Source organism: Candidatus Nitrotoga sp. M5, assembly GCF_927904885.1.
Lineage (GTDB): Bacteria > Pseudomonadota > Gammaproteobacteria > Burkholderiales > Gallionellaceae > Nitrotoga.
In genome coordinates, this window is the sequence record NZ_CAKMNW010000032.1 from 1 (window position 1) to 12,509 (window position 12,509).

The 12,509-nt window shown below is 48.2% G+C and carries 12 protein-coding genes; 2 read left to right on the plus strand and 10 right to left on the minus strand.

What is annotated here, in order from left to right; translation table 11 throughout:
• Positions 1-182: 182 nt before the first annotated feature.
• The 7 genes from MJ770_RS08345 to MJ770_RS08375 all read right to left on the minus strand — a co-directional run bounded on the left by MJ770_RS08345 (position 183) and on the right by MJ770_RS08375 (position 6,387).
• On the minus strand, positions 183-1,274 hold the full coding sequence (locus MJ770_RS08345; protein ID WP_239251155.1) for an IS5 family transposase: 1,092 nt from the start codon (positions 1,272-1,274) through the stop codon (positions 183-185).
• 292 nt (positions 1,275-1,566) lie between these two features.
• Positions 1,567-2,100: an AAA family ATPase gene (locus MJ770_RS08350; RefSeq protein WP_239251156.1), complete on the minus strand. Its 534-nt coding sequence runs from the start codon at positions 2,098-2,100 to the stop codon at positions 1,567-1,569.
• Complete coding sequence (locus MJ770_RS08355; RefSeq protein ID WP_239251157.1) at positions 2,097-2,417, minus strand: hypothetical protein; 321 nt, start codon at positions 2,415-2,417, stop codon at positions 2,097-2,099. The genes MJ770_RS08350 and MJ770_RS08355 overlap by 4 nt, the downstream gene beginning before the upstream one ends.
• A gap of 17 nt (positions 2,418-2,434) precedes the next feature.
• Positions 2,435-3,454: a phosphoribosylaminoimidazolesuccinocarboxamide synthase gene (locus MJ770_RS08360; protein WP_239251158.1), complete on the minus strand. Its 1,020-nt coding sequence runs from the start codon at positions 3,452-3,454 to the stop codon at positions 2,435-2,437.
• Positions 3,455-3,508: 54 nt separating this feature from the next.
• Positions 3,509-4,855, minus strand: coding sequence for a hypothetical protein (locus MJ770_RS08365; RefSeq protein ID WP_239251159.1), 1,347 nt, complete (start codon positions 4,853-4,855; stop codon positions 3,509-3,511).
• 200 nt (positions 4,856-5,055) lie between these two features.
• Positions 5,056-5,592: a transposase gene (locus MJ770_RS08370; protein ID WP_320412223.1), complete on the minus strand. Its 537-nt coding sequence runs from the start codon at positions 5,590-5,592 to the stop codon at positions 5,056-5,058.
• A 240-nt stretch (positions 5,593-5,832) separates the two neighbouring features.
• Positions 5,833-6,387, minus strand: coding sequence for a hypothetical protein (locus MJ770_RS08375; protein ID WP_239251160.1), 555 nt, complete (start codon positions 6,385-6,387; stop codon positions 5,833-5,835).
• A gap of 269 nt (positions 6,388-6,656) precedes the next feature.
• On the opposite strand from MJ770_RS08375, the gene MJ770_RS08380 reads away from it, so the two are divergent.
• Together MJ770_RS08380 and MJ770_RS15645 are read left to right on the plus strand one after the other, a co-directional pair.
• Entirely contained in the window at positions 6,657-7,997 is a 1,341-nt protein-coding gene (locus MJ770_RS08380) for an IPTL-CTERM sorting domain-containing protein (protein ID WP_239251162.1), read from the plus strand.
• A 176-nt stretch (positions 7,998-8,173) separates the two neighbouring features.
• The gene (locus MJ770_RS15645) at positions 8,174-8,263 is read left to right on the plus strand and encodes an IPTL-CTERM sorting domain-containing protein (RefSeq protein ID WP_445083139.1); all 90 of its coding nucleotides are present in this window, start codon (positions 8,174-8,176) and stop codon (positions 8,261-8,263) included.
• A gap of 413 nt (positions 8,264-8,676) precedes the next feature.
• Here the strand turns inward: MJ770_RS15645 and MJ770_RS08385 are convergent, their stop codons facing one another.
• The 3 genes from MJ770_RS08385 to MJ770_RS08395 all read right to left on the minus strand — a co-directional run bounded on the left by MJ770_RS08385 (position 8,677) and on the right by MJ770_RS08395 (position 12,398).
• On the minus strand, positions 8,677-8,892 hold the full coding sequence (locus MJ770_RS08385; RefSeq protein ID WP_239251189.1) for a hypothetical protein: 216 nt from the start codon (positions 8,890-8,892) through the stop codon (positions 8,677-8,679).
• Between the two features lie 267 nt (positions 8,893-9,159).
• Complete coding sequence (locus MJ770_RS08390; RefSeq protein ID WP_239251199.1) at positions 9,160-10,581, minus strand: tyrosine-type recombinase/integrase; 1,422 nt, start codon at positions 10,579-10,581, stop codon at positions 9,160-9,162.
• Between the two features lie 188 nt (positions 10,582-10,769).
• Entirely contained in the window at positions 10,770-12,398 is a 1,629-nt protein-coding gene (locus MJ770_RS08395; RefSeq protein WP_239251210.1) for a recombinase family protein, read from the minus strand.
• Positions 12,399-12,509 lie beyond the last annotated feature (111 nt).

The following is a 12,509-nucleotide window of genomic DNA, read 5'->3' on the forward strand; positions in this document are numbered from 1 at the left end:
CAGTCACTTCGATCAAATCGGGTAACTGTCAGATGATGTCGCGATTACTACAGCTCATATATTTCCCCTTACCCGCCCGCCTAATAAATTTTTTCGGCCGATTCTAAATTTATAGCTCCCGTAGAAGCCTATTTTTCCGAGGGATTTCCGTTTTTTCGCCTTTTGGGCGTATTTATGGCGTGTTACGCCAATAATCGCCTCATCCTGACCAGGTTGTACGCCGCGGCCGTAAACAGAAATAGTTGGTTCACCAACGATTGTCCGCGATGCCGTAATTTACGCATCAAACCGATGTCTTTCATCCAGCCGAAACACTCTTCGATTTGCTTGCGCTTCCTGATGCTAATCTCGTAACCCGCATGGCGGGTGGTACGCCCATCAATCGCTGTATGTTTTTTCTGCGCCACATGCGGCGTTACTTTGCGTTCGCGGCAGTCCGCCACAAAAGCTTGGGTGTCGTAGTTCTTGTCGGCACCCAAGGTGCGTCTGCCGGAGCTTTGGTCCGCATCCAGCATCGCTAACGCCACTTCCCGCTCCGCCGTTCCTGTTGCCTGACTTACGCTGGCCTGTACGATCAAACCGTTGCGATTCTCCGTCAGCAGATGCCCCATGAAGCTCAACTTCGCTTCTTTGCCCTTTGCCTTGCGATACAGGCGCGCCTCGCCATCCGTTACAGATTCGTGGGTCGCATTATTGAACGCCTCGCCGTGGAAGTTTACTTCCTTGTTTCGCCCCTGATCTCCAGGATGATGCTCGTCGGATTTCGCACCTTCGCCGGTCTCTACATCCTTACGCATGAAACTCTTGATTGATGCCGCTGCATCCAGCAATGTGCCATCAGCCGTAAAATGTTCTTTCGACAACAGCTCATCTGCGCTGGCCTGTGCCTTGATCTGCTCGAAAAATGTTTCGGCAACTTCATGCGTCAGCAGTCGATCACGGTTATGACAGAACACAGTCGCATCCCAAACCATCTCGTCCAACTCCAGGCCAACAAACCAGCGAAACAACAGGTTAAAGTCGATCTGCTCCATCAACTGTCGTTCCGAACGTACCGTGTACAATATTTGTAGCGTTTGCGCGCGCAGCAATCGTTCCGGCGCAATAGAGGGGCGGCCTGTATCCGAGTACATCTCGGAAAATAGATCGTCCATCCCAACAAGGGCAATATCCACCATCTTGCGAATCGCTCGCAGCGGATGCCTCTTTGGAACACGCTGTTCCAGTTGGATGTAACTGAACAAATTCATCGGTTGAACGTCTACGCCGCGCATTGTTATATCTCCAAATTCAATGGCGCTATTTTACCAACTACCAACACTGGTGGAGTTTTTCAGCAGCCTGCTAGATGCGGAGAATAAAAAATCTGAATCACTGAGTTGCGCAATTAAATTTTACATTATTGGCGAAACAACTCGAACACAACCGACTCAGTGGAATTGATTGTAACTGGATGTCTATGAATCACACACAATGAGCGAACTCAAGAGACTCTGGCATTTCTGAAGATTCTTGCGCCCAGCACGAGTCAGATCGAAGAAGGCAGGTATAAGATCAATGGGTGCCCTATTGATCTACTATTGATCTGGCCCATATCTCTAATTTGTCGACACAGGATAGAACATCTTCATGATCAGTGCGCAGTACCAAGCTGCCAGAACGCTGAGCCAATTTAAGATAAGTCTTCGAATAGCGCTCATGCCATTGTACCGGCTCTGTGTCTTCATCTACGCGACAGGCTAACCTCGACAGCGTGACCTCCAGTGGTACCCAGCAGAGCGTCGTAGGCACCCAAAATCGCCATTGCGAAAAAAAAGCCTCTGACTCTGGTATAAAGGAGGCAACGGTCATCCAAGCTCGGTCCAGCACTACAGGACGTCCCTCGGGTGCGGTTGACACTGCTGTTTCAATCGCTGAGCCACCAATTTCGATTAGCGCATCGACATCCTCCCTTTGTCCGGCTTCAAACAGCATCCCTCCCGTGGCGCCAGCAAATGGACGCACAGCAATACCGCCAAGCCGCAATGCTAATGCCGACGCAATGGTAGTTTTGCCGCTGCCATCATGACCATCAAGGGCTAAGACTAAGCGCTCTGTCAAACGAAGGGACTCAACTTAACCTTTGTCGCATCGTCATCCAGCTCCACCCAAAAGTGTCGGCCTGTCCCCGTGGTAAGAAGTTCACGTGCATCACCCCGCAGCTCAAGCTGCCCTTGAGGGGAGACTCGAAATCCACCGGTTTTATTTGCGGGAGCCAACACCACGGAATTTTTCTCTACTGCTATAGTCACCTGACCGCCCGCATCTTTTGCCATTTTCAACGTTTTTCTCGCAGACACTGGCAAGGTCACAATCCCACCGGGCGACATTTTCAATCGGCGATTTTTCACTATTATGGGCTTCGATAATTGATTCATAGCTTCCTCTCCTATTGTTAACTAATCACTACGGGTTGTTTACGGGCTGCATCGGACTCACCAAATACGAGTTCGTAAAGTCTTTGATACCTTGCTAACACATCTTCAGGGCTTCCGCCGGAACGCCACAAATCCTTGTCAAAAGATTGTGCATCTGCTGAATCGCCATCTCGCACACGCATGCAATCTGGACTAATTTCTCCATACAGTACGCTACCGGTGCGGTCGATAAAAAAACAAATATCCACCAGCTGCAATCCCGCCTTGGCAAATCGTTGCTCAATCCATAAAAATGCATTTCGGGCTAGCTTCTTGGCTGCGGCAATATCGTCAAGCCAAAGTGCCGCGTAGTCATCCGGTAGCGGTTCATCCGCTAGGCGCTGATCATTTTCATCCTTTAACGGATGTCTCCAATCAAAACAAACCACAGGCTCAGAAAACCGAGTCCAGCGTTGTAACGGAGAACCTCCGCGACGTGTGGCGTATTGATCGGTATACAAATAGCGATGTAGCGGTGAGCCAATATGAAACCGTTTGACGCGCACTTCCAAATTACATGATTCAACGATTTGTTCCGCAAGCAGTAAGCCGTCGTTAGTCTCCACCAGGGCTAAAAAAGCAGAACTCAGATGAAATGGTCCAGGCTCCTCCGCCATTTTTCGAAAAAGCTGTGCAGAGAATCGCACGCGCGCTTCGTCGGTTCCCGGCGCCATACCGTATCGATTGAAGGTGTAGGAATATACACTGGGGATCAACTTTGCTAATGCAATTCGCGGAGTTAGCAGCCTGATCTCTTTGCTATCACCCTGTACCAATAAAGGTAGCTGCTCGAAATCAAAATCGATTTGTCTCAACACCTGTTCGATAAGGCTCGCTTCGATGTTGCCGGGCTGAACAAATATAGCTTCCCCGTGCGAGCCGGTGAGCTCGATTAGATCACCGGTTTTGGACGATGCTTGAAGCTTGACGTCGAGCTCCAGATCATTGCAAAGATCGAGAAGGTAATCGATTTCGATTGGCAGTGGTTTAATATTCATTGAAAAAGGTTCATTCCTGGTTGTTGGGTAATTCCCTAACCAGTTTCTACTCGCCTAATCCGATACACGCCTTACCACATTAAGCTTAGTATTTAACATAGTCAGTGCCCACCCTGTCGCTAGAGATGATATCGCAAGTGCTCCTGCTGTGTCACCAGATGAGACTTGATTTTGTGACGAAGGTGTATCAAATCCTATCGAAGAACGAAGCCAGTCATGCACTTGCTCTTTAGGTAAACGCCGTCCAACTGCACCGAATGTACCTTTGGTAACGTTTGCAGGAATTTTTACAAAGTACTCATACAGATTTTTTCGATCGTCAGTAGTGGTGCCGTTTGTTGCGATCTCTCGTGCCAGCATTCCCAGCTGTTGCCGCTGTCTAATCACGCCGAAACTAAAATTTCTCGCCAACAAATGAGCAACCGGTTTACTGATTACTTCAACTTCGCCCCAAATACAGAGCCCGTACTCGGGCAAATTATCTCCAGAAAGACGCTGCATTATCAAAAATTCGGCAGGAGAATAAATTCCTAGGTTTAATTCTTTGCCGAGCCAGAGAGGGGTCGCCCCCGCCAATTGCTTTAGCACAGCGACCGGATCTTCTACTATGAGTACCGCATCGATGTCTGCAAACTGGCTCCCTGATACACTCGATCCGTAAACTACGATAGCCTGCAGGGAATCCCCCAGCTGACTGTGCAAGCTATCAACAAAATTGAATCTGCCGTCTGGATAGCGCTCTGTTGTAGATTTGCGCATAATTGCCACCGTGCCGTTTGTGGGGGCAATTAATGCTAAGGCGCCCATAAAAAGTTCACGAATCTTCAGCAATTGCACCAAGGCATCTTGCTCGCAGTTTGCGACATGGTTTGCAGCAATTGTCGACACTTGATCGCACAGGTTAAGCGATACTAATTCCGGCGCGACACAAGCTTGAGACAATTTGCCTGCGTCCCACAGTCGGTCGAGCTTACTACCAATAGTGCCCGAGGAAAATCGTTGTTGAATGATCGCTGCTGATAATGTTACGCCAGATAAGAATAATACCGATTGCAACCACAATCGCGACAGTTGATGAAAATCCAAGGGTAAACTTTTATCAATCCACTCTATTGCATGCACTTGCGTTGGACAATTTTTGTGAACGGATTTATAGAAACGCGGATGAAAAAGTGACGACCAACTGATCAATATTGGAGTAATTACTCGAGGGTTAGGGAGATTTTCGGCGACACCCCAGCGCAGTACCTTAAGCAATTCTGCTGGGTTAACCTCACGACCTACCATGATATACGACAACGTATAGGGTTCCTGTCGCCATGTCGGCGGACGTACCACAGAGTGGACCTTTAAATCCAAATTGTCCGGAAGTGAAATGCCCTGTGATTTGATCTTTGTCATCTAACATCCATTGTTTTAGCCAAGTCCTGAACCGATATTACTGTATCAAGCATAACCCAGTAAATTATTCGAAGCTACACGAGAGAATCAACAAGCAATATGATTAAAGGGCTCTTCTAGCCGGCTGCAGAAAAAATACACCTTTGTTTGTGCTCGTGTTGGTAGTTGATAAAATAGCGCCATTGAAAGATAAATTGGAGTCAGATTCGAATGCCACTAAATTTAGTGGCTTTAGCATGGTATCGTCCTCTATGTTTTGTCATTTTCATTTCATGCATTGGAGCAGTTAATAACTGATACCTTCGTTTCACTGCTCTGGGCTCACTTCTATCGGGTCGTTCTGGCACGATATAATCGGCGATGGAGTCATACAAAAACTGGATTAAACGGCGCTGCTCTTGATAGCTAATTTTGGTCTGATTAAGATGCGGTTCCCACTGCCGAAGTGCCTGGACACTGCCCTTAAATCTGATTCGGCGTACCGGCTCTCCGGCCTGTTGTGCTGCCTCAATCATGAGATAACGAATACAGTTATACGCGATCAAATGCATCACGATTTCCTTGCGTACCATATCGGGTGATTTACAACGTAGAATATCCATGCCCATAGTCGTTTTTATATCCAGAAAGAACAGCTCAATATCCCAGCGTTGGAAATAAAGATCGGCCAGGTCGTCGGCTGTTAAGCCTTTGCTTCCAACAATGTGGTGATGATATAGAAACCCTGAGTTCTGAATCCGGACTGATTAACGCTGACTTTTATTTGCCGCAAAAGAAGGGATTCTGGCAGGATCAACGCCCCTGTCTTTAAAGCTCGATAGATCCAAATAGCTGCAAAACCTCTTATCTCCGAGAAATATATCACCGGGTTTAAAGGTATCCTATTGCTCGCGTAGCATGGGCAGCTCATGACTTTTGCCTACTTTGTGGCTTAACAAAGCGCCTGTTTGCAGGCAAAAGCAAGCACAGATGACCGCTTACGAAAAACCACAGCCTGCCTTTTGATGCCGTTGCTGTGGCCACACGAGCTGGTTTGCTATTGTGTCGGGCATGCTGACGCCCGTGCCATCAACCACGACAACCCAACGACAATTCATGCGCTCAAAATCAGAGAGCGTCAGCCGATTAGCGGTTTGCTGAAGCATGGTCTCAAGCCCCGACAGTTCCAGTTTGCTTCGTGCCTGGCAGTAGGCCGCAGTTGAAGACGAGGGCAAGGGTTTGGATTTTATCGCGGCAAAGGCCTGGAGTTTGCGTATCACTTCCTGACATCCACCATCATCACCTAACACCTGAGAAAAAAAGGCCCAGAAAGTGTTTTCTTTACTGAAGAAACGTCGACGACTGAGGGCCCCAGACTCTGAGGGACGAAGGTATTGATTGGTGATGAAGTTTCGAAAACATTTAACTAGCTGACTAACCGATTTTTGTTTTAACTTTGCGATCTCATCGGACAGTTTCTGATTCGCTAAGCGGGGTGTTTGACGAAGTGTTGGGAGGTGAAAATCAGGGAATAAAAGCGTTGCATTTTGCATGGCGAATTATGCCATTTCACTTATTAATTTTCAGCTTTTTTCCTTGCTAAAAGGACTTAACTGAGTGGCATTCTATTCTGTCCACAATTATTCCGCCGTGTTACATATTTTTTGCCGAATACTCCAGTTCTGAAAAGGTCGTTTTAACATTATTAATTTATATAATCAAAGGCTAGCAAGGTGATATATTTTATTTACTAAATTATTGTTTGTTTTGGTACTATTGCGTACTACATCATCCTTATAAATCACAAAACGACAATTTTCCTATGCATAATTCATTCGTTAATGCTATAAAAACTATTGGTAGAGTATTCATTTTAGGTGCTTGTTTAACAAGCGCTGCTAATGCATATGAAGTATTAGACAACGATCTGGTACGATTTGGCACGGGTTCGGAAGCCTCGGTCAACTCCAGCGGTAATCTGCGGCAACCGTTCTATTTCGATCCCAATATCGGTGGCGGTAGTTTCGCCCAGCTTACCTTTGCCAATTTTCCACTGGACAATGCCATCGGTATTGATGGCGATGGTACCAACAACTGGAATGGCAACGGTACTATTCAGGAGAACCCCGTCTTAACCAATCAGGTGCTAGACGTTTCTGGCTTTAGCATCACCAGCGGTAGCAAGGGCACCGGGACCATCATTTCTACAGGTACCGCAACTATCGCTGGCAAGACACTGACCGTACGTAATATCTACGAACTGCTACCTGGCAAATCATTTGTGACAATCACCACCCGTATTACCAATACCAGCGGCGCTGGGGTTAGTAATCTGCGCTACTGGGTGGGTACTCGAGATGATTTTGTCGGCCTGAGTGACAGCCCGACAAAACATCGCGGTAATTTGGTTAATGGCGTATTTACTCAATTGGCTAATGCCAGCGATCAATCCGCTGCGCTGAAGATTTTCACTGCGACATCCGGCGTGTTGTTTTTCTCGACTTCTCCCAAGGCCAACACATCTATCAATGGCTGCTGCAGCTTCTCGAACGCCTACTTACAAAATCCGGCGACCTCGAGCATCCAAGCAACCGGCGACGGCTCTTATGCACTGTATATCCGAATGGCCGATCTGGCCGATGGTGCCAGCGAAGAATTCACTTGGTTCTATGCGGCGGGCGAAGTCGACAACCTTGATGCCATCGCCGCCGATGTCGCGGCCGCAGCGATTGTTGGCAAGAACCTCAATCAGGACACTACTGCCACCTTCTCTGCGTCCGACTTTGTCGACAGCAACAGTGTCACCTTGGAAAAAATTCGGATCGCGTCCTTGCCTGCCCAAGGGACATTGAGACTTAGTGGCGTCGGTGTGGTTGTGGGCCAAGAGATTCCAAGCGCAAATTATGGCAACCTCACCTATACGCCGGTCACCGGCTTCAACGGTAACGACCTGTTCACTTTCGAAGCTTTCATTAACTCCGCGTTTCAGCCCGCCACCAATGTCAACTTGATCGTTGCTGCGGTCAGTAATCCACCCCCACCTCCACCCGATCCCACACCCGTACCTGGCGTCGTTAGCATCCCGACGCTCTCAGAATGGGCGCTATTTTCTCTGGCAGGATTGATGGTACTGTTCGGGATGGGTGCTGTTAGGCGTCACTAGCAGTTTGACGGACTTGAATTCCCGCCCGTATCCGGCATCGGCCGGGACGGGCTTTGAACGTTTCAGGGTAATGTCATAATCTATCTAACAATAGTGGCGAGACGTAGCAATTCGATAGTAGCGTGATATGAATTAGCATTTAAAATGGCTTTGTTGCTACCACACAAACCGCACCAATTCCCACGCTTTCCGAGTGGGGGATGATCCTCCTTTCAACCCTGCTGGGCTTAAGAACTTATATCGCTTTAAGTCGCAAGCGTCACTAACATGCGTAACATTTAAAATCCCATCCTGATCCAGACGAGCATTTTATTGTCGTTAACAGTATCCTCATCCTGCTAGACATGATGCCTGTGCCGCTTCGGTCAGCAGTGAGAGTATTTTGGGTCAGAGTGGAATGCCCCTAAGTTAAGTCGCACTAGCATTGTATCGGCCCCTATGTTTCGTCATTCTCATTTCATGTCTTGGGGCGGTTAATAACTGATACGATTTGGGTCTTCTTTTCACTGCACTGGGCTTATTTCTATCGAGTCGTTCGGGCACAACCGGCGCTCCGGCCTTTTGTGCTGACTCAATCATGAGATACCGCATATAGTTATAGGCGATCATGTGCATCACGATTTCCTTGCGTACCATATCGGGTGTTTTGCAACGTAGAATATCAATGCCCATAGTCGTTTTATATCACGAAAGAACAGCTCAACATCCCAGCGTTGGAAGTATAATTGATCAGGTAATCGGCTGTATAAGCCTTTGCATCCAACAATGTGGTGATGATATAGAAGCCCTGAATTCTGACCCCGGACTGATTAACGCTGACTTTTATTTGTCGCAAAAGAAGGGGTTCTGGCAGGATGTGTGATTCATAGACAGCCTCGTCGGGGTGTTGATTCATCTACATGACTCCATGTGTACTGGAACGTCAGGAATTCAAATCCCGCTCAGATGATGTGAAGGCCATTTTACAATTCGTAGCTGCAGATTGTTGCGACCAGTACCTCAAGGCACATTCGCATGAACATTAACGATTTTCTTTCTGAATATGAATTTCTTTCCAATTGCCGCCAATGGAAAAGCTCCGCCTTACTCATTAAGCCGCTTTGGTTTTTAGCGGGATGACCGTTACCTCTCGCTGTGCGTGGTCAGTTGCGCCCCTTGTTGCTTATGCGCTTTTCAAACTTACTACATTGGATGCACTGAGAATGGCTTCTAATCTGTCGCCCAGCTTGTTCCAAGCCTCGCGTTTTTCATCAGCGTAATCGTCGAGCAAATACACCCGGTCAACTTTACTGCCGATCACATGGTTCTGGCATAGGTTAATTACATCCCGGCTGACTTTTAATTTCTGCATCAGCGTTGCCCCTGTTCTGCGCAAATCGTGCGGTGTCCATTCCTCGTCACCCACCACTAAATTGTTATTTTCCACTCTGTTTTTCAATTTGCGAGTTCTGCTTTTGAATTTCACCTGCCGGTCACCCACCTGCTTGCTGACGGTCTTTTCGCATAAATGACCCTCTTTGATCCGTGCAGGAAAAGCCCACAAGCTATCACCGGTCAGTGCGTGCAGTTGCATAAATTGAGCTATTGTGAAATCGGACAGATAAACCAATTGGTCTGATTTTTTGCCGCGTTCGCCCTTGGTATTGGCCGCCGGAACAAACCAGGTTCGCCGCTCAAAATTGACGTGCTTCCATTCTGTCATCAGCAATTCACCGATGCGGCACAGTGTTCCCAGGCACAACCACAAGGCAATCTGTGCTTCTTTTTTCAGTGGGCGCTCGGCAGATCGTCTGTTGGCAGACTCAAGGTAGCTGGCTTCGGATTGGTCGAAAATCTGCCTTAGCTTGCAAATCTCTTCGATACTCAATAGCCGAGTGCGCTCTTTGGTGTAATCGTTAGGGACAAGATTTTTGATTACTACTAGCTCAGCGGGATTACCGTCTATCAGCAAGGAGCGCCACGGTTTACGCTTTTCCGCCCAGCGCAACATCTGCCCGATGTCCTTCGATAGCTCCACCGCCGTGGCTGTCTTGCCTGCTGCGATTATTGACCGGTAAACATCCCGCAAGTGATTCTCGGATAAATGCCGCACTTCAATATTACCCAGCACCGGAATGGCATGCTTACCGAATGACTGAGAAATGAATTTGTTGCCATCGCTACGATTCACACCATCCTTAATCCATACCTTGTAGAGATCATTGAAGGTGAAGGCTTCGGTACGCTTTTGCTCGTTGACACGAATGATTTCATCAACACCCGCCTGTGCTTCAATTCTCGCTGCGACCTTATTGGCGCGTGGATCAATGCCCGCTTTGACTAAGTCTCGCGCCTTATCGCGCTCCTCACGAATTGCCGCCATGTCCCTGGTCGGATATGTGCCGCAATAATGCCACGCCTTTTTGCCTTGCCATTTAAAGCCATATCGGAATGCAATCGAGACATTGTCATTGCTGGTAACACGCACGTCACCAGAGAGGCCATCAGTGTCGCTGAGTGTGTCACCTTTCCACTCAGGCTTTGTGGCAGCCAGCTCTTTGATCGTCCACCTGTTGCCTTTTCCACTTTTCGGGTATCGAGTCATCGCATTCTCCATGGGTACACTGATGGGTACACTGCAATGCGGCTGTTATAGAATATAGTCGCACCGTAATGGACTAACTATACCCCCAATAAATATATATAACAATACGATTTAATTGATTATTTTACTATCCAGCAATGTCCATAGCTGTCCGGTAACATTTTACGAGAAAAATGATATTTAACTTGCTACGAACCAAGGGGTAGGGCGTTCGAATCGCTCCGGGCGCACCAGTTAGGCATAAAACTGGGCACTTGATTATTCAAGTTGCCCTTTTTTATTTTCTGCATCGTATCCGCTAAAGCCGCATAGCTGCCTTTGATGGTGGCGGACTTATCCACTATCACGATTTCATCCACTAGAATATTCAAATAGCTTTTTGCTAATGGCGAGCCCTTGGCCAACAGCTTTTGCCGCAGCACCTTGCCGAACACGTCTACCTGACTCGCCTTGAGGTATTCCACCGCTGGAACAGAAGTATCACGGCGCACACCTGCCAGTTCAATGAACAAAGCCTCGCGTGCCGCTTTGAATTGCTGGGCGCGACGGTGGAAGGTGTCGTCACAAGGCATGCCGTTTTCGATTGCCTGCCACATGTTTTCTTGCTTCTTTTCGATCTGTTTAATCTGTCGGTTTAGTTCGTTGATGCGTGCTTGTTGTCCGTTTTTGGATGATTGAATGTGCTTGCGCAACGCAGCCATCATTTCTTGCAAGCGTTCTGGTGCAAAAACTTGATCGGCGAGTTTATCCAGCACAAGCTCATCGAATTTTTCCATTGGTAAATTGCCGCTCGTGCAGGCGTGGTTGCCTTGGCTGTGGCGGCTGGTGCATTTGTAATAGCGATATTTTCCGCTTTTGCCTGTGACCAGTGTCATGGCATGGTCGCAGATGCCGCATTTAAGCAGGCCAGTGAGGAGCGTTGGGGACGACACGCGGCGCGGTGGGGTCTTGCTTGGTGCGCGTGCTTCACGTCTAGCTCTGACCTGCTCAAAAGAAGCCGCATCTATGATCGCAGGAATGGCGGTTTTAATCCATTCTTCCTGTGGTCGCTTCTTGCCTGCCTTGGAATCAACTACGTTGAAGTAATAATCGCCTATATAAAGCGTATCTGATAGCAGCGTGTGAATTTTGTGGGTGTTCCACGGGCTGCCGCGCATGAGCAGCCCTTTTTCTGTCAGGTGCTTGGTGATCTCCTTGAAGCCCATCACGCGACCTTCCAAGCCATGCAGGTAATATTCATATACAAGACGCACGATGCCTGCTTCTGCTTCGTTGATTTCCAGCTTTTTCTTGCTGCGGCCACGACTACCCGTTTTATTGGTGGCGACAGCCTGATAACCGAATGGCGGCTTTGAACCGTTAAAAAAGCCTTGGCGCGCGTTCTCCTTCATGGCGCGTGAAACGTGTTTGGAATTCTCCTTGGATTGGTGCTCGTCAAACAGGTTGATGATACGCCGCATCATTTCTCCGCCTGCGTCATCGCTCGTCGGTTGGGTAATGGATACGACTTTGATTTTATTCTTGTCGAGTTTGCGTTCATATACGCCGAACTGGATACCATCGCGGAAGAAGCGCGACAGGCTGTGAATGATGATGGCCTCGAATGCTGGCGGTTTAATCATGGCGTCAGTGATCATTTGCTGAAACACTGGCCGCTTGTCATCGGTGGCCGATGCACCTGGCTCGACATATTCTTGAATCACCAAATGGCCGTTCGCTTTTGCCCATTCATGCAGCTGGCGCAGTTGGTCGGGGATAGATAGATCGTTTTCTGCTTGGCGCGTGGTAGAAACTCTAGCGTAGAGGGCAACGTGCATGATTCACTCCGTAGTTACGCCGCATTCCGCACGGCTGAATTATTGCTGCGTGCTGCGGCTTGGTGAGCGTCTTTCAGTTCCGCGCTCGTCTTCCACGTGCAGCAGCAGCAT